At 30.6% G+C, this 23,452-nt stretch carries 25 protein-coding genes; 13 read left to right on the top strand and 12 right to left on the bottom strand.

All coding sequences use genetic code 11. The features are described 5' to 3' along the window. Genes ACFQZW_RS00305 through truB form a run of 3 tightly spaced genes read left to right on the top strand, consistent with a single transcriptional unit; the run spans position 1 to position 1,729 of the window. A complete protein-coding gene (locus tag ACFQZW_RS00305; RefSeq protein WP_298264669.1) occupies positions 1-246 on the top strand; it encodes a DUF3098 domain-containing protein in 246 nt (81 codons plus the stop codon). 2 nt (positions 247-248) lie between these two features. Further along, on the top strand, positions 249-1,046 hold the full coding sequence (locus ACFQZW_RS00300; protein ID WP_372800611.1) for an undecaprenyl-diphosphate phosphatase: 798 nt from the start codon (positions 249-251) through the stop codon (positions 1,044-1,046). After that, positions 1,046-1,729: a tRNA pseudouridine(55) synthase TruB gene (gene truB, locus ACFQZW_RS00295; protein WP_298286676.1), complete on the top strand. Its 684-nt coding sequence runs from the start codon at positions 1,046-1,048 to the stop codon at positions 1,727-1,729. The genes ACFQZW_RS00300 and truB overlap by 1 nt, the downstream gene beginning before the upstream one ends. A 36-nt stretch (positions 1,730-1,765) precedes the next feature. Here truB and ACFQZW_RS00290 read toward each other — a convergent pair whose 3' ends face one another. Further along, positions 1,766-2,254 carry an ABC transporter ATPase gene (locus ACFQZW_RS00290; RefSeq protein ID WP_386781259.1) on the bottom strand — a complete coding sequence of 163 codons (489 nt, stop codon included), beginning with the start codon at positions 2,252-2,254 and terminating at the stop codon, positions 1,766-1,768. A gap of 44 nt (positions 2,255-2,298) precedes the next feature. Further along, complete coding sequence (locus ACFQZW_RS00285) at positions 2,299-2,898, bottom strand: thioredoxin family protein (RefSeq protein WP_386781258.1); 600 nt, start codon at positions 2,896-2,898, stop codon at positions 2,299-2,301. A gap of 243 nt (positions 2,899-3,141) precedes the next feature. On the opposite strand from ACFQZW_RS00285, the gene ACFQZW_RS00280 reads away from it, so the two are divergent. From ACFQZW_RS00280 to meaB, 9 genes are all read left to right on the top strand, one after another. Further along, entirely contained in the window at positions 3,142-3,720 is a 579-nt protein-coding gene (locus ACFQZW_RS00280) for a fasciclin domain-containing protein (RefSeq protein ID WP_298264658.1), read from the top strand. 33 nt (positions 3,721-3,753) lie between these two features. Next, positions 3,754-4,218 (top strand): c-type cytochrome, encoded by a 465-nt coding sequence (locus ACFQZW_RS00275; protein WP_298264656.1) that lies wholly within the window; start codon positions 3,754-3,756, stop codon positions 4,216-4,218. Positions 4,219-4,258: 40 nt separating this feature from the next. Further along, a complete protein-coding gene (gene nosZ, locus ACFQZW_RS00270; protein ID WP_298264654.1) occupies positions 4,259-6,238 on the top strand; it encodes a Sec-dependent nitrous-oxide reductase in 1,980 nt (659 codons plus the stop codon). A gap of 168 nt (positions 6,239-6,406) precedes the next feature. Then, positions 6,407-6,994: a hypothetical protein gene (locus tag ACFQZW_RS00265; RefSeq protein WP_298264652.1), complete on the top strand. Its 588-nt coding sequence runs from the start codon at positions 6,407-6,409 to the stop codon at positions 6,992-6,994. Positions 6,995-7,076: 82 nt separating this feature from the next. Continuing rightward, positions 7,077-7,523, top strand: coding sequence for a nitrous oxide reductase accessory protein NosL (locus ACFQZW_RS00260; protein ID WP_386781257.1), 447 nt, complete (start codon positions 7,077-7,079; stop codon positions 7,521-7,523). 2 nt (positions 7,524-7,525) lie between these two features. Then, positions 7,526-8,764, top strand: coding sequence for a nitrous oxide reductase family maturation protein NosD (locus tag ACFQZW_RS00255; protein ID WP_298264649.1), 1,239 nt, complete (start codon positions 7,526-7,528; stop codon positions 8,762-8,764). Continuing rightward, positions 8,751-9,458, top strand: a complete 708-nt coding sequence (locus tag ACFQZW_RS00250) for an ABC transporter ATP-binding protein (RefSeq protein WP_298264648.1) — start codon at positions 8,751-8,753, stop codon at positions 9,456-9,458. Before ACFQZW_RS00255 ends, ACFQZW_RS00250 begins: the two co-directional genes overlap by 14 nt. Continuing rightward, a complete protein-coding gene (locus ACFQZW_RS00245; RefSeq protein ID WP_298264647.1) occupies positions 9,451-10,233 on the top strand; it encodes an ABC transporter permease in 783 nt (260 codons plus the stop codon). Before ACFQZW_RS00250 ends, ACFQZW_RS00245 begins: the two co-directional genes overlap by 8 nt. Before the next feature lie 170 nt (positions 10,234-10,403). After that, positions 10,404-11,417: a methylmalonyl Co-A mutase-associated GTPase MeaB gene (gene meaB, locus ACFQZW_RS00240; RefSeq protein WP_298286668.1), complete on the top strand. Its 1,014-nt coding sequence runs from the start codon at positions 10,404-10,406 to the stop codon at positions 11,415-11,417. Between the two features lie 68 nt (positions 11,418-11,485). On the opposite strand, the gene scpA is transcribed toward meaB, so the two are convergent. The 9 genes from scpA to ACFQZW_RS00195 form a co-directional block, all read right to left on the bottom strand. Further along, positions 11,486-13,618 (bottom strand): methylmalonyl-CoA mutase, encoded by a 2,133-nt coding sequence (gene scpA / locus ACFQZW_RS00235; protein ID WP_298264644.1) that lies wholly within the window; start codon positions 13,616-13,618, stop codon positions 11,486-11,488. Positions 13,619-13,623: 5 nt separating this feature from the next. Next, positions 13,624-15,432, bottom strand: coding sequence for a methylmalonyl-CoA mutase family protein (locus ACFQZW_RS00230; protein WP_386781256.1), 1,809 nt, complete (start codon positions 15,430-15,432; stop codon positions 13,624-13,626). A 41-nt stretch (positions 15,433-15,473) separates the two neighbouring features. Continuing rightward, a complete protein-coding gene (locus tag ACFQZW_RS00225) occupies positions 15,474-16,763 on the bottom strand; it encodes an acetyl-CoA hydrolase/transferase family protein (RefSeq protein ID WP_298264641.1) in 1,290 nt (429 codons plus the stop codon). A 54-nt stretch (positions 16,764-16,817) separates the two neighbouring features. Continuing rightward, positions 16,818-18,140 (bottom strand): sodium ion-translocating decarboxylase subunit beta, encoded by a 1,323-nt coding sequence (locus ACFQZW_RS00220; RefSeq protein WP_298264640.1) that lies wholly within the window; start codon positions 18,138-18,140, stop codon positions 16,818-16,820. 55 nt (positions 18,141-18,195) lie between these two features. After that, on the bottom strand, positions 18,196-18,615 hold the full coding sequence (locus ACFQZW_RS00215) for an acetyl-CoA carboxylase biotin carboxyl carrier protein (protein WP_298264639.1): 420 nt from the start codon (positions 18,613-18,615) through the stop codon (positions 18,196-18,198). Positions 18,616-18,679: 64 nt separating this feature from the next. Further along, the gene (locus ACFQZW_RS00210) at positions 18,680-19,030 is read right to left on the bottom strand and encodes an OadG family protein (RefSeq protein ID WP_298264638.1); all 351 of its coding nucleotides are present in this window, start codon (positions 19,028-19,030) and stop codon (positions 18,680-18,682) included. A gap of 8 nt (positions 19,031-19,038) precedes the next feature. Beyond that, positions 19,039-20,598 carry an acyl-CoA carboxylase subunit beta gene (locus ACFQZW_RS00205; RefSeq protein ID WP_298264636.1) on the bottom strand — a complete coding sequence of 520 codons (1,560 nt, stop codon included), beginning with the start codon at positions 20,596-20,598 and terminating at the stop codon, positions 19,039-19,041. A gap of 17 nt (positions 20,599-20,615) precedes the next feature. Continuing rightward, complete coding sequence (gene mce, locus ACFQZW_RS00200; RefSeq protein WP_298264635.1) at positions 20,616-21,023, bottom strand: methylmalonyl-CoA epimerase; 408 nt, start codon at positions 21,021-21,023, stop codon at positions 20,616-20,618. Positions 21,024-21,347: 324 nt separating this feature from the next. Further along, a complete protein-coding gene (locus ACFQZW_RS00195) occupies positions 21,348-22,304 on the bottom strand; it encodes an NAD-dependent epimerase/dehydratase family protein (protein ID WP_298264633.1) in 957 nt (318 codons plus the stop codon). Between the two features lie 143 nt (positions 22,305-22,447). On the opposite strand from ACFQZW_RS00195, the gene ACFQZW_RS00190 reads away from it, so the two are divergent. Further along, positions 22,448-23,050, top strand: a complete 603-nt coding sequence (locus tag ACFQZW_RS00190) for a hypothetical protein (protein WP_298264632.1) — start codon at positions 22,448-22,450, stop codon at positions 23,048-23,050. Position 23,051: 1 nt separating this feature from the next. On the opposite strand, the gene ACFQZW_RS00185 is transcribed toward ACFQZW_RS00190, so the two are convergent. Next, positions 23,052-23,408, bottom strand: coding sequence for a toxin-antitoxin system YwqK family antitoxin (locus ACFQZW_RS00185; RefSeq protein WP_298288927.1), 357 nt, complete (start codon positions 23,406-23,408; stop codon positions 23,052-23,054). Positions 23,409-23,452 lie beyond the last annotated feature (44 nt).

Here is a 23,452-nt window from a genome sequence, read left to right as displayed (position 1 = left end):
ATGAATAAGAAAAAAGAACAAAACAAACGCCAATTCTTATTTGGTAAAAGAAATTATAGCATTATGCTAGTTGGAATTGTATTTATTGCACTAGGCTTTATTTTAATGGCTGGTGGTGGTAGTGACAATCCCGAAGTTTTTAATGAAGAAATTTATAATTTTAGAAGAATTCGTTTGGCTCCAACCCTAGTTATTATTGGTTTAGCTATTGAAATTTACGCTATTTTAGCGAAACCAAAAAAATAACCATGAGTTATTTTGAAGCAATTATTTTAGGTATTATTCAAGGATTAACCGAATTTTTACCTGTTTCTTCTAGCGGTCATTTGGAATTAATGAAAGTACTTTTAGGAGACACTTCATTACCCGAAGAAAGTTTAACCTTTACCGTAGTATTACATTTTGCTACTGCATTAAGTACTATTGTTATTTTTAAAAATGAAGTATTTCAAATTTTAAAAGGCTTGTTTCAATTTAAATGGAATAACGAACTAAAATTTTCTTTAAAAATTTGCATTTCAATGATTCCAGCAGTTTTTGCTGGCCTTTATTTTGAAGACCAATTTGAAGCCTTTTTTAGCGGTCAAATTTTACTGGTTGGTTTTATGTTAATTATTACATCATTGCTATTATTATTTGCTGATAAAGCTGCTAACACTACAAAAAATGTTTCATTTTTTAATGCTTTTGTAATTGGCATTTCACAAGCTTTGGCAATATTACCTGGAATTTCTAGGTCTGGAGCAACCATATCTTCATCAGTTTTATTGGGAATTGACAGAACCAAAGCAGCTCGATTTTCTTTTTTAATGGTAGTGCCTTTAATTTTTGGTAAAATTAGTAAAGATGTTTTATTAGGATCTATCAACTTTCATAGTTCGCAAATTGGGGTTTTATCCGTTGGCTTTTTGGCCTCATTTATTGCGGGTTTATTTGCTTGTAAATGGATGATAGCAATTGTTAAAAAAAGTAAACTCTCATATTTTGCTTTGTATTGTTTTATTATTGGTATTATTGCCATTGCAATTACATTAACTCAACAATAATGACTTTAGAAGATTACAAAAACGGACAAGTTATTTTAATTGATAAACCTTTAGAATGGACCTCATTCCAAGTAGTAAACAAGTTGCGTTGGCATATTAGGAAACATTTTAATATAAAGAAAATAAAAGTTGGTCATGCTGGAACATTAGATCCTTTAGCAACAGGCTTATTAATAATTTGTACAGGAAAGTTCACAAAAAAAATTGAAGAGTATCAGGGTCAAATTAAAGAATACACTGGCGAAATTACTTTAGGTGCAACTACCCCAAGTTACGATATGGAAACTGAAGTAAATGAAACCTACTCTATAAATCACATTACTGAAGATTTAATTCATTCTACCGCTAAAAATTTTATGGGCGAAATTGAACAAAAACCACCAATTTTTTCAGCCTTAAAAAAGGATGGAAAACGTTTGTATGAATTAGCTAGAGAAGGTAAAACCACTGAAATAAAAACCCGAAAAATAACCATTGAAGCTTTTGAAATTACCACTATAAACCTTCCAAAAATAACTTTTAGAGTCGTTTGCAGCAAAGGAACCTATATCCGTTCTTTGGCCTATGATTTTGGGATAGCTTTAAATTCTGGAGCTTATTTATCTGAGCTTCGTAGAACTAAAATTGGAAATTTCAATGTAAAAAACAGTATAAAAATTGAAGAGTTTGTTACTAACTTATAATTACAACCTCCTCAATTTAAACTTATATTTTATACTTTACTTTTGTAAAAATCTTCCTAACCAACTATCCATAATATTAATTTCCCAGTTAGTTTCTAGCTCTTCTTTAGTGGTAATCATATTATTAAAAACAATGGTTTTTTGAGAAACTCCTTTATTTTTAATCATTTTTTTAAATTCTTTTAGTTCTTTATATTGCACAAATTCACCTTGCTTGTAACAAACATTAATTTTATCTAATAAAATAATTTCATATTTAGTTTCAAGTTCTTGTATAAAAGAAACTAGTTGATCGTGTGACTTTAAACTTAAACTAAGCTCAGAATCATCAACCGTAATAATAATAAATCGATTGTATTTAATTTGATAGGAACAATTTAAAAATTGCCCATGGTTATTCCAGTTATTTAAAAAATTTTCAATGGCTTCTTTTAAGGTAGAAATTTCTTGAGCATAAAATTTTCTACTCGATGGAAAAACCCATAATTTACACCAATTTGGAATTTTATTATAAGCTACAATCATTTTTAAAATTTAGACGGTAAATATATCTAAATTAGTTCATTAATTTAAGATGCTTTCAATAACTTAATAATATCGTTTTGAGTACTATTCCCTTTATCTTTATTATACCATAATTGCAGGTTCTTTTTAAATTCATCATCAATAACTCCATTTTTCTCTTTATAATCTAACACCATTTTAGTAGCTATGGAAGGTCTAGGCCCCCAAGAGGTTATTACCTGATTATTAGCATCTAATAAGATTGTTTTAGGAATTGATTTACTTCCATCTGTTAAAAACTGATTCATTAATTCTTCATTTTCATCTCTAAAAACAATTTTTAAATTAATCTTTGTTGATGCACTTGCAATTTTATTTAGTACTGGTACTATTTGTGCTGCATCTCCACACCAACCCTCAGAAATCACTAAAAAAGTAAAAGGTTTATTTAATTGGCTTAAAGAGTTTAAGGTTTCATCGGTTACTTTTAAAGTTTTATCCAACCTATCCATTCTTTTATCATTTAATAAACTGTATTCTAATAATATTTCAGATTGTTCCAAGCCTGTTGACTTTCTCTCATCCAATAGATTTTTTATTTTTAAACGATATTGCTCATAAGTAAATGACTTACTTATACTATTGGTTATTATTGTGTTATTCATTATTTTTTTACTATTTTTAATACTTAATTTATGACGTTTTTTATTGTAATTACTTACAACAAAATGTTATATACTATTTTAATTACAAAGATAAGTCTTGTAATCAAGGTATAAATGTAATTATTGTTACAATAATAAAAGACTAAAATATCTTTTAATCTTTAAAAGATGATTTTTATCATCTTTTAAGTGACTGTACAACATTACTTTTGTGATATATTTATTAACGTTAATAGAAGAAAAATGAAAAAAATCAAACTAACCTTTACACTTTTAGCAGTACTTGTGTTTTTTATGGTTTCCTGTGGGGGAAATGAAAAAAAACAAGAAAAAGAAGAAACAACTTCAGAGGTTCAACCTGAAGGAAAAGGACAATCAGCTGTCAATGACGATGTTTCGTCTGCAAATGCATTACAAGTAGCAAAATCATTAGACGATTTTAAAACATTAGTAGTAGCTATTGAAACAGCAGGAGTTGAAGATGCAGTAGTAAATGTAGGCCCATTAACCATATTTGCACCCATGAACACTGCCTTTGAAAAATTACCTGAAGGAACTGTTGAGAATTTATTAAAACCTGAAAACAAAGAGCAATTAGCCTTTATATTAAAAAATCATGTAGCTCCAGCAAATTTTCCAGACACGCAATTAAAAAAAGAAGCAAAAAAAGGTCGCAAATTATATATGGCTTCTGGAAAATATTTAGTCGTTGAAAATAAAGAAGATGGTATTTATGTTGGAGGAACAAAAATATTAAAAACCGTACAAGTCAGTAACGGTTGGATTCATGTAATTGACAACGTACTTGTTCCAACCGAATAATCAATAATTTATAAATTTAATAATAACTAAAAAATGAAGTTAAAAGTATTAGTAGTAGCATTGGTTGTAGCAATGGTATCAAGTTGTGGAAGTGATGGAAAAAAATCGGATAAAAAAGCAGCTCCTAAAGAAGAAAAAAAGGAAGTTGTTGAAGTAGATCCAATGAAAGACAAAGGTATTGGTCCAATAACTAGCGTTACGCTTACTGAAATTGACCAAGCTATGGCAGATAAAGGGAAAGCTGTGTTTTCAGCTAAATGTTCTGCTTGTCATAAAATGAGTAAAAGATTTGTTGGACCAGCTTTAGCAGGAATAACGGAAAGAAGAACTCCTGAATGGATTATGAATATGATTTTAAATCCTGAAGAAATGGTTGAAAAAAATCCAATAGCTAAAAAATTATTAGCAGAATATCTATCTCCAATGGCAAATCAGAGTTTAACCGAAGAAGAAGCTAGATTAATTTTAGAGTACTTTAGGACTGTAAAAGAAAAATAATTTTCTTAATTTAGAAAACAATCAAACAAACAAATATAGTATGAAAACAATTTTAAAATCTTTATTAGCAATTACCGTACTTTCAGTAGTATTTACTAGTTGTGGAAATGGAGGCTCAAAAAAAGGAGCACAAGGCGCCTTATCTGGAAGTGCTGCAGAAAAAGTTTATGTAGCTCCAGGAGAACACGATGAGTTCTATGCTTTTGTTTCGGGTGGATTTAGTGGGCAGTTAGCTGTTTATGGTTTACCTTCTGGACGTTTATTCAAAGTAATTCCTGTTTTTTCTGTTGATGCTGAAAAAGCTTATGGTTTTAACGAAGAAACAAAACCTATGTTAAATACTTCTCACGGATTTATTCCTTGGGATGATTCACACCACCCAGATATTTCTCAAACAGCTGGTGAATTGGATGGTCGTTGGGTATTTATAAATGGTAACAATACACCTCGTATTGCAAAAATTGACTTAACAACTTTTGAAACTACAGAGATTATTGAAATACCAAATTCTGCAGGGAATCACAGTTCTTCATTTGTAACTGAAAATACAGAATATGTGGTTGCCGGAACTCGTTTTTCTGTTCCTTATCCTCAAAGAGATATGCCTATTGAAGAATACAAAGGAAACTTTAAAGGTGCTTTAAGCTTCATTTCTGTAGATCCAGAAGATGGCGCAATGGATTTAAAATTCCAAATTATGATGCCTGGTTTTAACTATGATTTATCACACCCTGGTCGTGGAAAATCTCATGGATGGTTTTTCTTTACTACCTATAATACAGAAGAAGCTAATTCATTATTAGAGGTAAATGCATCGCAAAACGATAAAGATTTTATTGCAGCTATTAACTGGAAAAAAATTGAAGAATATGTAAATAATGGTGGTGGAACAAAAGCTCCTACAAGATATGCACATAATGTTTATAATGAAACTACTCATACAGCAACTTCAACAATAAAAGAAGAAGTAGTGGTAGTAGACCCTTCTGAAGTTCCAGGTGCAATATATTTCTTACCAACACCTAAATCTCCACATGGTTGTGATGTAGACCCTTCAGGTGAGTATATTATTGGTAGTGGTAAATTAGCTGCCGAATTAACAGCACATTCATTTACTAAAATGTTAGCTGCAATTGAAGGTGAAAAATTTGATGGTGAAGCTTATGGAATTCCTATTTTAAAATATGACGAAATTTTAGCTGGAGCAGTTAAACAACCTGGATTAGGACCATTACATACAGAATTTGATGGACAAGGAAATGCTTATACTACTTTCTTTATTTCATCTGAAGTTGTAAAATGGAAATTAGGAACTTGGGAAGTGGTAGATAGAAAACCTACTTATTATTCTGTAGGTCATTTAATGATTCCTGGAGGAAATTCCCGTAAGCCATTTGGTAAATATGTTTTAGCAATGAACAAAATTACAAAAGATCGTTACCTACCAACTGGTCCTGAAGTAACACAATCTGCTCAATTATATGACATTACTGGAGAAAAAATGGAATTATTATTAGATTTCCCTACTATTGGTGAACCTCATTATGCCGCAGGTTGTCCAGCTGATTTATTAAAACCTAACTCTAAAAAAATATTTAAGTTAGAAGAAAATGAACATGAATATGCTGTTAAAAGTGAGGCTGAAGCTAAAGTAGTAAGAGATGGAAACGAAGTTCATATATATATGACAATGATACGTTCTCACTTTGCTCCTGATAATATTGAAGGTATACAAGTTGGAGATAAAGTATATTTCCACGTAACAAACTTAGAGCAAGATTACGATGTTCCTCATGGAATTTCAATGATTGGTGCTAATACCTCAGAATTGTTAATTATGCCAGGACAAACAGAAACATTTGTTTGGGAACCTAAACAAGTTGGTGTATGGCCATTCTATTGTACAGATTTCTGTTCAGCATTACACCAAGAAATGCAAGGATATGTAAGAGTTTCTCCTAAAGGTTCAAGTGTTCCTATTACTTATACACTTGATGGAGATGCTGTTGATGCGGAATAAATTTATGATTCCTTAAAAAAATCTAATTAAGCGGACAAGTAATTATTTCTTGTCCGTTTAAATTAAAATGCCATAAAAAATCAAAAAACCAAGTATTAATTTTCAACATAAGTTTCTAAAATTAACTTTCAGCAGAAATTAAATTAATCTTAAAACTTAGTACATAAAATGAAAAAATCTAAATTATTAATGCTAATAGGAACCCTCCTATTACTTGGATTATTTGTATTTCCTCTTTGGAATATAACACTTGAGGCTCCTCAATACCCTGAACCAATTGGAATGGATATTTATATCACAAAAATTGCTGATATGAACCCTCACGACATTAAAAACATTAATTTAATGAACCACTATGTTGGAATGAAAGACATTCCTGAACACATGATTGAATTCGATATCTTTCCAATTGTAATTGGATTTATGATTGTACTTGGTTTATTAATTGCATTTAAAGCAAATTATAAATGGTATTTATTCTGGTTCATTTTAATGACCGTTTTAGGTATTGCTGGCATGTATGATTTTTACTTATGGGAATATGATTATGGACACAATTTAAGCGATAAGGCAGCAATTAAATTCACCAATGCTGATGGATCACCTTTGGCTTATCAACCTCCTTTATTTGGAACTAAAACCATTTTAAACTTTGTAGCGCATTCTTATCCTAGAACAGGTGCCTACTTTTTATTTGTTGGAATGGTATTAACTTTAGTTGCATTTTTTATAGGAAAAAAAGAACATCAAGCTTAATTTTTATTATAAAATAACAAAAACGGATATAGCGTATATGTCCGTTTTAATGTATATTTACATAACTATTAAAATCAAAAAAATGAAATCTTCTATATACAAGTCAATTATTGGCTTAACAATACTATTGCTTACCATTTCTTGTAAGGTGGAACCTCAACCAATTGAATATGGCAAAGATCAATGTAATTTTTGCGTTATGAACATTGTAGACAAAACTCATGCAGCACAATACGTTACTAAAAAAGGTAAACAGTTTAAATTTGATGCCATTGAATGTTTAGTAAATGATTTAAGCGAAAAAAATGAAGATGATTTGGCAATTATATTAGTAGCAGATTACGCTGATCCAGGAAAAATGATTGATGCAAAAACAGCAACCTATCTAATTAGTCCCAAAATAAAAAGCCCTATGGGAGCTAATTTATCAGCTGTATCTAGCAAAGAAAAAGCAACAGAATTACTTCAAAAATTTTCAGGAGAGCTTTACACTTGGGAAACTCTCAAAAAAAGACTTTCTGATAAATAATCATGAAAAAAATCTGCATTCTTCTTTTATTATTTTCCTATTCAGTAATACAAGCCAAACAAATTGAAGTTTGTAATAGTTGTGAAAATTCATCCATTCAAAAAGCTATTGATGCTGCTGAAAATGGTGATGAAATTTTTATCAGAAAAGGCGTTTATAAAGAAAATGATATTGAAGTAAATAAAGAAATTACCCTTTTTGGAGAGGAAGGTACCATTATCGATGGAAATAATAATGGAAGCGTACTCCACATTACAGCCAATAATTTTATCATTAAAAATTTAAAAATTATTAATGTAGGTGTTAGTTATACAAAAGATCACGCTGCTATAAAAGTAGTAAGATGTAAAAATTTTGTAATTGAAAATGTAATTTTAGATCAAATCTTTTTTGGAATTTTAATTGAGAAATCTCATCACGGTAAAATTTTAAAAAACAAACTATCTAGTACGGCTAAAGATGAAGCCAATTCTGGTAACGGTATTCATATTTGGCACTGCTCTAATATGGAAGTAGAAGGTAATGAGGTTTTTGGAATGCGAGATGGTATTTACTTCGAGTTTGTTACCGAAAGTAAAGTTCATAATAATTTAAGTCATAATAACATTCGTTACGGATTACATTTTATGTTTTCAAATAACGACACTTATTACAATAATGTTTTTAAAAATAACGGAGCTGGTGTTGCTGTAATGTTTTCTAAATTCATTATTATGTATCAAAATAAATTTCTTCATAATTGGGGTTCAGCTTCTTATGGACTTCTATTAAAAGAAATTTACGACACACAAATTTATAATAATCTTTTTCAAGAAAATACCATTGGAATTAAAGGGGAAGGATGCACTCGCATAAACTACAAAAACAACACCTTTTTAAGAAATGGTTGGGCTATTAAAATTGCTGGAGCTTGTTACACAAATATTTTTGAAAAGAATGATTTTATGCATAATTCATTAGATTTGGCATACAACACCAAGGTAAATGACAATAAATTTGAAAATAATTATTGGAGTGAATATACCGGTTATGATTTAGATAATGATGGTATTGGTGATGTTCCTTATAGACCAGTCAAATTATTTTCGTACGTGGTTAATAAAACTCCTGAGGCCTTGGTAATGTTGAGAAGTTTGTTTGTAGATATTATTAATTTCTCTGAAAAAGTATCTCCTGTTTTTACACCCGATGATTTAATGGATAAAAAACCTTTAATGAAAAAAAATAATGATTCAATTTAAGAACTTACATAAACGTTTTGGTAAATTAACCGTATTAGATGGTTTAGATTTGGATATTAAAGAAGGAGGTATTTTTGCTATTTTAGGTCCTAATGGATCTGGAAAAACAACGTTAATAAAATGCTTATTAGGCATGGTAATCCCTAACAAAGGAGACATTCTTTTTGAAGGGAAAAGTGTTTTAAAAAAATGGGAATATCGCAATAATTTAAACTATTTACCACAAATTGCCAACTTTCCTCCAAACTTATCTGTCATAGAACTAGTAAATATGGTAAAAAATTTACGCCCAAAAAGTTCAAATGAACAAGAATTAATTCAACTTTTTGGCTTAAAAAGCTTTTTAAATAAAAAACTTGGCAACCTTTCAGGCGGAACAAAACAAAAAGTAAATTTAGTGTTAACTTTTATGTTTGATAGTGATTTAATTATTTTAGATGAACCAACTACAGGTTTAGATCCAATTTCATTAATTCACCTTAAAGAACTTATACAAAAAGAAAAAGAGAAAGGTAAAACCATTTTAATTACTACTCATATTATGAGTTTTGTAAATGAGGTTGCTAATGAAATTGTGTTTTTATTAGATGGTAAAATTTATTTCAAAGGAAGTATAGACGCCCTTAAAAAACAAACCAACAACAATAATTTAGAACATGCTATTGCCAATTTAATATCTAAACAATATGCTTAAAATATTAAAATATAGTTTTTACGATTTAATGCGAAGCCGTTGGAGTTATGTTTACTTCATATTTTATTTACTATTAGGATTTGTATTACTTTTTTTAAACAACGACGTAAATAAAGCTGTAATTACATTAATGAATATTATAATTGTATTAACTCCTTTAATTGGAACTATTTTTGGAGTGATGTATTATTACAATTCTAAAGAATTTACCGAACTCTTACTGGCTCAGCCTATTAACAGAAAAAAAATATTTATGGGACAATACGTAGGTATTTCATTTTCTTTAACTCTTAGTTTAGTTCTTGGCTTAGGAATTCCTTTTGTATTATACGGTTTATTAAAATCTACAGCTATTTTTAACTTTACATTACTATTAGTTGTTGGATCTTTCTTAAATTTTATTTTTGTTGCATTATCATACAATATTGCACTCTCTACCGAAAACAAAATAAAAGGATTTGGTTACGCCATTTTAATGTGGTTATTTTTAGCAGTTATTTATGATGGTATTTTCTTAATTTCATTAGTAATGTTTGATGAATATCCTTTAGATAAATTTTCGTTAATAGCCACTATGTTTAACCCTATAGATTTATCTCGAATTTTAATTTTACTCAAGTTAGATATCTCTGCCTTATTAGGTTACACAGGAGCCGTTTTTAGAAAGTTTTTTGGAACAAATTTTGGAATGCTCATTTCAATGTCGATACTTATACTTTGGGTATTATTCCCAATTTTTAGAATGAATCATAAACTAAAAAGAAAAGATTTTTAACATTTAATTTCATCCTTTTTTCAACAAATAATGTTTAAAAAATAACCAAGCTCAACAGTAAATTTTTACCAATATCCGTATCTTTGTTATAGCAGTTTTTAACCTGCTAATGTTATATTTTAAACACCTATAGATAAATTAAAACCTATCTTATATTTATTGAAGACTTAATGAAAAACTACAAACCAAAAAATAGATTAACAGCATCTGAATATATTGAAGGTATTTTAAAAGGAGATAGAGTTTTACTTTCAAGAGCAATTACTATAATTGAAAGTAACCTAAAAAGTGATAAAATACTAGCTAAAGAAATTATTCAAGAAATTTTACCAAAATCCGGAAATTCTATTAGAATTGGAATAACAGGAGTTCCTGGAGTAGGTAAAAGCACCTTTATTGAAGCTTTTGGAAAGTATTTAATTACACAAGGGTATAAAGTGGCCATACTATCAATTGATCCAAGTAGTCAACGTTCTAAAGGAAGCATCTTGGGTGATAAAACTAGGATGGAAGAATTGGCCAATTCTGAAGAAGCTTATATCCGTCCTTCAGCTTCTGGAGAAACTTTAGGAGGTGTTGCCAACAAAACTGGAGAAACTATGCTACTCTGTGAAGCTGCAGGGTATGATGTTATTTTAATAGAAACTGTAGGTGTTGGACAATCTGAAACAGCTGTACATGGCATGACAGATTTCTTTTTATTATTAATGCTCGCTGGTGCTGGTGATGAATTACAAGGTATTAAAAAAGGAATTATGGAAATGGCTGACATGGTAGTCATTAACAAAGCCGATGGAGATAATATCAGAATGAGTGAAAAAGCTCGAATTCAATATCAAAATGCTTTACACATATTTCCACAATCTGAGTCTGACTGGACTCCAGTGGTTAGTACCGCTTCTGCCATAAAAAATATTGGAATTGATAAAGTTTGGACAGAAATTACAAAATTTAAAAAGCTAGTAACCGATAATGGTTATTTTGAAAAAAACAGAAATCATCAACAAATACAGTGGATGTACAATAATATTAATGAAGAATTGAAACATTTATTTTACGGTTCTAAAAATATTGCAGCACAATTAAACACTTTAGAAGAAGCTATTATCTCTGCAAAAATATCTCCTGTTAAAGCCGCTCAATTTATTATTGAAGAATTTAAAAAATCATTTTTAAAACTTTAAAGCAACTTACTTAAAACTAAAAAAGCCCAGCATTAAAATGCTGGGCTTTTTTATTCATTATTTAGAAATTATTCTTGTTCTAAATATTTTTCCATAATAGTAATTGCTGATTCAGAAATTACCGTACCAGGTCCAAAAATGGCTGCTACTTTTCTTTCTAATAAGTAATTGTAGTCCTGAGCAGGAATTACTCCTCCTGCAAATACCATAATATCTGGTCTTCCTAATTTTTCTAATTCTTCAATTAGTTGAGGAATTAATGTTTTATGACCAGCTGCCAAACTTGAAGCTCCCACAAAATGCACATCATTTTCTATAGCTTGTTTCGCAACTTCTTCAGGAGTTTGGAATAATGATCCCATATCAACATCAAAACCTAAATCTGCAAAACTTGAAGCCACAACTTTGGCTCCTCTATCATGCCCATCTTGACCCATTTTGGCAATCATTACTCTTGGTCTACGTCCTTCAATTTCAGCAAATTTATCTGCCAACTTTTGAGCTTTTACAAATGTACTATCGTTATTTACTTCTTTACTATACACACCACTTATTAAATTAGTATTTGCTTTATGTCTTCCAAAATGAACTTCTAAAGCATCTGAAATTTCACCTAAAGTTGCAAAATTTTCTGCAGCTTCAACAGCCAATGCTAATAAATTTCCTTTTCCAGTTTCTGCACATTTTGATAACGCTGCTAAATTAGCGTCAACGATTGCTTGATCTCTGTTTGCTTTTAATTTTTTCAAACGTTCTATTTGAGAATTTCTAACAACTGTGTTATCAACTTCTAAAATTTCAATATTAGACTCTTCTTTTGTTTGATATTTGTTTACACCCACCAAAATATCTTGACCAGAATCTAAACGAGCTTGTTTTCGTGCTGAAGCTTCTTCAATTCTCATTTTAGGAACACCTGATTCAATAGCTTTCGCCATTCCTCCAAGCTCTTCAACCTCTTCAATTAATTTCCAAGCTTTTTTTGCAATTTCTTGAGTTAAATATTCTACATAATAAGAACCTGCCCACGGATCAACCGCTTTGGTCATTTGTGTTTCATCTTGGATAAAAATTTGCGTATTACGCGCAATTCTAGCAGAGAAATCAGTTGGTAACGCAATTGCTTCATCTAATGCATTGGTATGAAGTGATTGAGTTCCTCCAAAACCGGCCGCCATTGCTTCAATACACGTACGTGCTACATTGTTAAATGGATCTTGTTCACTTAAACTCCAACCTGAAGTTTGACTATGTGTACGCAATGCCATTGATTTTGGATTTTTTGGATTGAATTGCTTTATAATTTTTGCCCACAACATACGTCCTGCACGCATTTTAGCAATTTCCATAAAGTGATTCATTCCTACCGCCCAAAAGAAAGATAAACGCGGAGCAAATTCATCAATTTTTAAACCAGATTTTAATCCAGTTCTAATATACTCCAAACCATCTGCTAAAGTATATGCTAACTCAATATCAGCGGTCGCACCAGCTTCTTGCATATGGTAACCACTAATTGAAATGGAATTAAACTTCGGCATATTTTGAGTAGTATATTCAAAAATATCTCCAATTATTTTCATAGAAGGTAATGGTGGGTAAATATATGTATTACGCACCATAAACTCTTTTAAAATATCATTTTGAATGGTTCCAGAAAGTTTATCCAAAGAAACCCCTTGTTTTTTTGCAGCAGCAATATAAAAAGCCATAATTGGCAAAACAGCTCCATTCATAGTCATAGAAACCGACATTTTATCTAAAGGAATTTGATCGAACAAAATTTCCATATCTAAAATAGAATCTATAGCAACACCTGCTTTACCAACATCACCCGTTACACGTGGATGATCCGAATCATAACCACGGTGGGTAGCTAAATCAAAAGCAACTGAAAGTCCTTTTTGACCAGCCGCTAAGTTTCTTCTGTAAAAAGCATTGGATTCTTCTGCTGTTGAGAAACCTGCATATTGACGTACTGTCCAAGGACGCATAGCATACATAGCACTATAAGGACCTCTTAAAAATGGAGGAATACCTGCTGCAAAACCTAAATGTTCAGCTTCTGATATGTCGTCTTTAGAAAAATGTTTTTTTACAGGAATTCCTTCAGGAGTATTCCAAACTTCTTGATTCTCTGAAGTTGCAGTAGTTTGTTTTACTGCTGAGTTTAATGTTATATCTGAAAAATCTGGTTTCATACCTCTTAAGCTTTAATTGTTTGCTGAATTTTTTTCTGAATACTAGCTATGGTTGTAATCACATCTGATCTCATATTTACAACACCATCTAAACCAGCTTCAGTTAATTCATCTATATTACTTGGCGCTCCTGCTAATAACAATACTTTGGTATTATTTAAGGCTCTAAAGGCTTTTACAAAAGCAATGGCACTCTCGTTATAATCCTCATCTGAACTACAAATTACCACAACATCTGCTTCAGAATTTGCACTAGTTTCAGCAGCTTCTAATGCAGAAGCGTAACTTTCTTCTTGCTGTACATTAAATCCGCTTACTCCAATAAAATCATATGAAAAAGCCGCTCTAGCTTTACGCATTGTTAAATTTCCAAAACTTGCCAATTCAACTATTGGGCGTTTGTTGGTTGCAGCAACCAATTCTTCTGTTGCTTTTCTAATAGCTTCAATTTCCAAAGAAGCTCTTCTAGGTTTTAAAATCTTAGTAGATGTTATTTTGTAACTATCAGAAAGAATTTCTGAAGATACTTTTTCCATTAAGTTAGGATATTTATTTACTCCAACTAAAGGCAATCTTCTTTGACTTATTAATTTTACTTTTTCTTGACGAATTTGAGCAATATGCTCTTGAATTAATTCTCCTTCAAATGAAGTATAAAAACCTCCGTTTGCTTCAATTGCTTTGAAAAGTTCTAAAGCTTTTTCTGCAATTTTAAATGTAACTTCTTCTATATAATAAGAACCATCAACAGGGTTACTAACTTTTCCAAAGTAAGATTCTTCTTTTAAAATAGTTGAAATATTTCCTGCTATTCTACTTGAAAAATCTGAAGGATTATTAAATTCTTTATCATACGGATCAATTAAAACACCGTCAACATTTCCTAAAATAGCAGACATAGCTTCTGTAGTAGCACGTAACATATTGGTATGGGCATCTGTAACAGATTTGCTCCAAATTGATGTTTTAGCTGTTACTGTTTTAGAAAATTCTACAATCCCATATTTAGTAGCAATTTCTTGTAATAAATTGTTAAATGCTCTAAATTTTCCAATTTCAATAAAATACTCTAATCCAATTGCAAAATTGATGTTTAAATTATCAAAAATAGTTTGAACTTTTATCTCTTTTTGGGTAAGTTCATCAATTAAATAAACTAATGAATTTAGCGTATATGCAATTTCTTGAACTTGGTTAGCACCAGCGTCTAAATACTCACTTCCTGATAAAGTTATTGCTTTAAAGTTAGGAAACTCCGCTGTTAAGTTAATCAAAGCTGCAATTACATCAAAATTGGTATTGTCTAATTTTCCAGTTGTAACATAATTTGAAATTAGTTGAGTATCAAAATACCCTTTCAAATTATGAGAAGCTACATTATTTAGTTTTACAAATGAAATAAATTCAGTTGCAAATGAAAGTTCATTTGAAAATAGGATGAATGAAACTGAAATTTCATTCAAATTAATATCTTTTAAAAGTTCAGAAACAGCAATATGCTCAACCACTTCAAATATTATTCCGTTCATTCCTTCTTCAATAGCTTTTAACGCTAATTTATTTGCGTTTTCAGCATTTTGAACCCTAATAGCACGGTAGTTTGTTAAAGCCTGAGAGTTTTCTCCAGTATTTGTTAAACAATTTATGGTATCTTCATTTGTATAAAAAGGCTGAATTGCAATTTTGCTTAAGTTTTTCCAAACTAATTTTTTGTCAAAATCTGCACCTTTTAAATCAATGTTCACTTTGTCCATCCATTCTTGTTTTGAAACAGGATTGAATTCAGAGAAAAGCGTTTTGTTTTTATCGTTCATAATAGTTTATATTAATTGTGATATGCGTAATTTAAATAAAATTATTTAACCATTAAACTACTTCCAAATCTTTCAAAAATAGCTTTGTCTAAATCCTCTCTATGGTCTGGGTGTGCAACATCTCTTAAAGATTGAGCTCGTTGTTTTAAGTTTCTTCCAAACAGCTCTGCAACGCCATATTCTGTAGCAACAAATCTAGCATGAGCTCTGGTTGTTACCACACCTGCTCCCTGTTTAAGCATAGGAACAATTTTAGAAACTCCTTTATGCGTAGTTGAAGTAACTGCTATAATTGGTTTTCCTCCCATTGATAAAGCAGCTCCACGCATAAAGTCCATTTGGCCACCAACTCCAGAGAACATTCTAGAACCTATTGAATCAGCACAAACTTGACCCGTAATATCAATTTCAATCGCAGAGTTAATGGCTGTAACTTTTGGATTTTGACGTATAACAGCCGTATCGTTTACATAAGCAATATCATTCATTTCAATTTCTGGGTTGTCATCCATAAAGTCATATAATCGACGAGTTCCCATTGCAAATCCTGAAATAATTTTATAAGGATTTAGTTTTTTCTTAGAGCCATTTACAACACCTTTTTCAACTAAATCTACAATGCCTTCAGAAAACATTTCTGTGTGTATTCCTAAATCTTTATGATTGTGTAAGAATGTTAAAACTGCATTTGGAATTCCTCCAATTCCCATTTGAAGTGTAGCCCCATCATCTATAATTTCGGCAATATTTTTACCTATTGCTTTTTCTTCTTCAGTAGGTTCCACAAATTTCATCTCATAAATTTCTTCTTCAACTAGTACACAAGCATCAAAATTATTAACGTGTACTAAAGCATCTCCAAAAGTACGTGGCATACGTGGATTAATTTGTGCAATCACTTTTTTTCCTTGCTCAATTCCTGAAATAACAATATCAACTGAAACACCTAAAGAACAAAAACCATGTTTGTCTGGTGGTGAAACGTTTACCAAAACTACATCTAAATCCATATATCCTTGACGAAACAAACTTGGAATATCACTCAAAAAAATTGGAATATAATCAACCGTTTCTCCTACCATTTTTCTTACGTTTCCTCCAATAAAGAAAGCGTTTGTTCTAAAGCTTTCACTTAGTTCTGGTGCTGTATAACCACATTCTCCTTCTGTATGAAGGTGTACTATTTCAACTCCTTTTAACTCAGGAGCTCTTTCAACCATTGCTTTGACTAAAGTTTGTGGTGTTGCTGACCCTCCTTGAATTAAAACCCTATTTCCTGATTGTATTAATTTAACAGCTTCTTTGGCTGTCATTACATTTGGTATTTTCATTTTATTAAAACTTTAAATGTGCTGTTTATTTTTTCAACTTATCAAAAATTATATTTATCCTAAAAAGCTCAATATGATACCCGCAGCAATTGCAGAACCAATTACACCAGATACATTTGGTGCCATTGCATGCATCAATAAATAATTTGTTGGATCCGATTTTAACCCTTCATGATGAACGACTCTTGCACTATCAGGAACTGCAGAAACTCCAGCAGCTCCTATTAATGGATTAATTTTATCATCACCTTTTAAGAACAAGTTCATAAACTTGGCAAAGAATAGTCCTCCCATAGTTGCAATTACGAATGAAATTGCCCCAAGACCAAATATCATTAATGAATCTTTAGTGATAAAAATGTCTGCTTGCGTTGATGCACCTACCGTAACTCCTAAAAGGATGGTTACAATATCAATTAATTTAGTACGTGCTGTATCTGCTAATCGTTCCGTTCTTCCAGATTCTTTTAATAAATTACCAAAGAATAGCATTCCTAATAATGGTAATGCACTTGGAGAAATAAATGTTGTTAATAATAAAGCAACAATTGGAAAAATCATTTTTTCTTTTTGAGATACAGCTCTAGGTGGTTTCATTTTTATTTTTCTATCCTCTTTAGAAATCAACAATCTCATTAAAGGAGGTTGAATTACTGGTACTAATGCCATATAAGAATAAGCGGCAATTGCAATTGGACCAATCAAGTTTTTTACAACTGTTCCATCAGCTAAAAGATTTATCCCATTGGCTAATTTTGAAGAAAGGAAAATTGCTGTTGGACCATCTGCTCCGCCAATAATTCCTATAGCCCCAGCTTCAGGTAAATTAAAACCTAAATAAAGTGCTCCTAAAAATGTTGCAAATACACCAATTTGTGCCGCTGCACCTAACAACATTAATTTTGGATTTGCAATTAACGACGAAAAATCTGTCATTGCACCAATTCCTAAAAAGATTAATGGTGGATATATACCTTTTACTACTCCAAAATACAAGTAATTTAAAACAGAACCTGCTTCATAAATTCCTGTTTGATTTCCTGCAACAAATGGCACATTACCAATAATTACACCAGCCCCTATAGGGATTAAAAGTAAGGGTTCGTAATCAAACTTAATGCCTAAATATATAAATATAATACCAATAAGTATCATAATTAAATTGCCTGCAGAAGCATTTGCAAAACCAGTGTAATTATAAAATTGTTTGATTCCTTTAAAGGCTCCATCATAGACCCCTTCTTCTACCTGATTTACTTGATCAGCTTGAACTGATGTGATGGTATTATTTGGATTTATATCTTTGTTTAACCCTAAAGCAGGTCTAATAAAAACTAGCAAGGATATCACTCCAAATATTAATAATACTTTTTTCATTTTTTTATTTTTTACGAATTATACGTCTTAAAAAAAACCTATAATTGTGTAATTTTTACTCTAGTTCAATCATTACTTCATTTTGCAATACTTGTTGTCCAACAGAAATATTAACAGCAGTAATAGTACCTGCTTTTTCAGAAACAATATTGTTTTCCATTTTCATAGCTTCTAACACTAACATTCTATCACCAACTTTAATAGTATCACCAACTTTTACATCTAATGATAAAACTACTCCTGGTATTGGAGCTACAATTTTAGTAGTTGATGAACTCGGATTAACCTTTAAAGGTTCAGATGGTCTTTTAGAGGCTGAACGAACTAAAGTAGGAGTTTTCGTTTTTTTGATTTCCTCCTTCATTTTAACAGAATAAGAAGTACCGTTTACTTCTAAATCTATGATATTATCTTCATGCGATACAATTCTAACATTGTAATTGTTATCGTGTATTCTAAATTTAAAATTTTTCATTTTCTTTATGTTTGTTTGTTGATAGTTTTAACTTAAAACCATTAACAAATAATCTATAATTCAGTTAAAGCCTATTGTGAGTTCCGTATATTTTAGAACTCCAAGGAGAGTACAATTTTCTTGCTTGTTTTATAGTTAATATAGCATTTTCATTATCGTGTTGTTCATGAAGATATAAATGAATTGCTGCTGAAATAGCTGCTGCAACTTCACCTGTAAAACTTTCATCGGCTTCAATAGATATGTCTTTAATTTTCTTATCTTTTCTTTTGGTTATTACCTTGTATATGTACAATAAAACTGGTAATCCAAACTTAAAAAACACTGCAAGAGTTAATAATGCACTAAAAACAATTAACAATCCTGTTATTAGGATAATATAACCTTCACTTATTTGATCTATATATAAAAGCATATGTGACATTATAATGGAATATTTGAATGTTTTTTTGGTGGATTTATTTCCTTTTTATTGGCTAATAACTCCAACGCTCTAATAACTCTGAAACGAGTATTTCTAGGTTCAATTACATCATCTATAAAACCATATTTGGCAGCTTCATAAGGGTTTGCAAATTTATCGTTATACTCATCTTCTTTCTTTTCGATGTATTCTAATTTTTCTTCTGCATCTTCAATTTTTCTTATGTTAGAACCTTCTAATACTTCAACTGCACCTTTAGCTCCCATTACAGCTATCTCTGCTGTTGGCCAAGCATAGTTTAAATCTCCTCGTAATTGTTTACAACTCATTACATCATGTGCTCCACCATATGATTTGCGTAAAGTAATGGTTACTTTTGGTACTGTCGCTTCACCATAAGCAAATAATAATTTTGCTCCATGTAAAATAATCCCTCCATATTCTTGCCCTGTTCCCGGTAAGAAACCAGGCACATCAACTAATGTTACAATTGGAATGTTAAACGCGTCACAAAAACGAACAAATCTTGCTGCTTTTCTAGATGCTTCTGTATCTAAAACACCCGCATAATATTTTGGTTGATTTGCAACAATACCAACAGAACGTCCATTAAAACGGGCAAATCCAACACAAATATTTCTTGCATAATTTCTATGAACTTCTGTAAACTCACCATTATCAACTATGGTAGCAATCACATCAACTATATCATATGGTTGATTTGGGTTTTCTGGAATTATTTCATTTAAAATATCGTCCAATCTATCAATTGGATCATCACATTTAATTGCTGGAGGATCTTCTAAATTATTTGATGGAAGGTAGCTCATTAACTTTCTAATAAGCATTAAGTTTTCTTCATCAGTTTCGGCTAAAAAGTGAGAAACTCCAGATTTAGTAGAGTGAATATTTGCCCCACCTAATTGCTCAGTTGTAACGACTTCACCAGTTACAGCTTGTACCACCTTTGGTCCGGTAACAAACATATAACTAGTTTGATCGGTCATCACTGTAAAATCTGTTAACGCAGGAGAATATACAGCTCCACCAGCACAAGGGCCTAATATTGAGGAAATTTGTGGAATTACACCTGATGCCATGATATTTCTTTGGAAAATTTCTGCATATCCCGCTAAAGATCTAACTCCTTCTTGAATACGAGCTCCACCACTATCATTTAACCCAATTACAGGTACACCAATTTTCATGGCCATATCCATAATTTTACAAATTTTTAACGCATAAGTTTCCGATAATGAACCTCCAAAAACGGTAAAGTCTTGAGAGAATACATAAACTATTCTTCCATCAATTGTTCCATGCCCTGTAACAACACCATCTGATAGGTAAACTTGTTTATCTAACCCAAATGATTTAGTTCTGTGAGTTACAAACATGTCAAATTCTTCAAAACTATCTTCATCTAAAAGAATTTCAATTCTCTCACGCGCAGTTAATTTTCCTTTAGCGTGTTGAGATTCAATTCTTTTTTCACCTCCACCTAGTTTTGCTTTAACTCTCTTTTCAATGAGTTCGTTAATTTTATCTTGATTTGCCATTGTAATATTTTTTCTTTTTACTCTTCTTTAGAACATAGTTCTGTTAACACTCCTTGTGTTGATTTTGGATGAAGAAAACCTATGTTTAATCCTTCAGCACCTTTTCTTGAAACCTTATCCACTAATTTTACTCCTCTTTCTTCAGCTAACTTTAAAGCTTCAGTAGCATTATCAACTGCAAACGCAATGTGATGAATGCCTTGCCCTTTCTTTTCTATAAATTTTCCTATTGGTCCTTCTGGAGAAGTGCTTTCTAATAATTCAATTTTTGTGTTACCTACCAAAAAAAAGGCTGTTTTCACCTTTTGATCAACAACCTCTTCTATCGCATAGCATTTCATTCCTAAGACCTCTTCATAATATTTAATGGATTCGTCTAAATTTTCTACGGCTATCCCGATGTGTTCTATATGTGAAATATTCATAAATAATATATTTTTGTAAGTTATTTTTATACCATACCTAAAAAAAAGGCTAGAATTTTATCTATTATCTAATTGAATAACAAAATTAGGGTATCCTAAATTTTAAAAAGATGACAGATATCATAATTTAAATTAAATTACTAAAACGTTTTATTAAATTTTTTAAACACTTAAATAGCTGATAGACTACTACATATAATTTTAATTAAATTATTGTTTTCAATGTTAATAAAGTTGTTTATAAAACAACGTTGCATGTAATAACTTTTAACAAAAAAGGCTCAAAATTCTTCGAGCCTTTCTAATTAAATATTAATAATTTAACTACATTTCATCATATCTAATGTGAAGACTCTCAATCATGTTTTTTGACATTTTTTCAAGATTAAAGTTATGTTTCCATCCCCAATCTTCTCTTGCTCTAGAATCGTCAATACTTTTTGGCCAACTATCTGCTATATTTTGTCTAAAATCAGAATGGTAGGTAATTTCAAATTTTGGAACAATTTTTTTAATTTCAATGGCTATTTCTTCAGGAGTAAAACTCATTGCTGCTAAATTATAAGATGATCTTACCTTAATTGTTGATGCATCAGCATCCATAATTTTAATAGTTGCATCAATAGCATCATCCATATACATCATTGGTAGCTTTGTATCTTTACTCAAAAAAGAATCGTATTTACCGTGTAACAATGCATTGTGGTAAATTTCTACAGCATAATCCGTAGTCCCTCCTCCTGGATCCGCTTTCCAACTGATGATTCCAGGATATCTTATACTTCTTACATCAACTCCAAATTTATTAAAATAGTACTCACACCAACGCTCACCTGCTTGTTTGCTAATACCATATACTGTTGAAGGTTCCATAATGGTTTCTTGTGGAGTATTTTCTTTTGGGGTTGTTGGTCCAAAAACCGCTATTGAACTTGGCCAAAATAGTTTTTCAATTTTTCCTTCTTTAGCCAAATTTAAAACATTAAATAACGAGGTCATATTTAATTCCCAAGCTTTTGCTGGGTATTTTTCACCTGTGGCTGAAAGCATAGCGGCCATTAAATAAACTTCATTGATTTGGTATTTTTCAATAATTTTTAAAATTGAATTATAGTCCATTGCGTTTATAAATTCAAATGGACCAGAGCTCATCAACTCTTCATTACCTTCTCTAATATCTGAAGCTACTACAGCATTTTCTCCATTAATTTCACGCAATTTCAAAGTTAATTCTGTACCTATTTGTCCACATGCACCAATAATTAATATACGCTTATTCATTTGATAAAAAAACAGTTTAATTTAGCTTCAAAGATACTGAAAATTAAAATTTATAGTTATTTTATTAGCAATTTTATTAAAAATGAATTTTTAAAAATTAAAAGTAGATTTATTAGTACTTTTGACAATTCTAAGCTATAATTATGAAATATCTAATTGGTTTTTTAATCATTATTTTAAGTTTAAATACTTCGTGCAATAAAAACAAAACGACAAAAAATGTTAATGAAGTAATTGATTCAATAAAAATTGATTCGAGTAGAATAGTTAATACTATAGGGGAAACCTTAATACCAAAAGCAAAAAAAGAGCTAGCTAATTGGAAAGAATATCAAAACTTAGATGAGTTTATGTTGAAATATTACAATATTTCAACAATGGAAGCTTTGGTATATTCTAAAGAACTATCAGATTTAGTAAAATTAATGAAAGATACCATTAGAGTTGATAAACTAAATACCTTAAATGTTATTGCACGTTTTAATGTGCTCCATAATGAAGCATTACGATTGGCCGATATGGCAAAAATACCATCTATTACAGAAGAAGAAGTAAATGAAGAAGTTGGAAAAATTTTGAATTTATATGCGTCCGTTAATTCAAAAATTAATACCATTTACAAAGCTGAAGACTTACAAAACTCTTTAGAAATTGATATCGAAACACCTATTGAATTAGAGCCTGAACATAGAAAACCAACTATTAGAAAAATTCCTACTAGGGTCTCTTCAAAAAAAGACAATTAAATTAATAACTGTTTTTGATTCGCTTATCTTTATCAACCTCAATAATATTAATTATTTTATTGTCTTTATATTTCACCTTAGTTATTTTATTTTCACTCCAATAGGTCCAAACACCAACTTTAATACCATTATTATAGGTGGCATAACATTTCAAACTTCCATCTAGATTATAACTTTCCCATGAAGCATGTAATTTTCCTTCTTTTGTATAAAACCCATGTTGCATGACCATTCCATTTTCATAAAACAGAGTAACTTCGGTTAAATTTCCTTTAATATTGATTTCTTTTAATGATGTATTTTGAGCATAGCTAATAGATGCTAAAGCTAGTAAAACAAGTGTAACTATTTTTTTCATAACTAATAATTTTGATCAACCATAAATAATTACTCAAATTTATT

Source organism: Lutibacter aestuarii, from assembly GCF_042676885.1.
Lineage (GTDB): Bacteria > Bacteroidota > Bacteroidia > Flavobacteriales > Flavobacteriaceae > Lutibacter > Lutibacter aestuarii.
The sequence above is the reverse complement of the archived record's forward strand: the minus strand, read 5'-3'. Positions and strand labels throughout refer to the sequence as shown.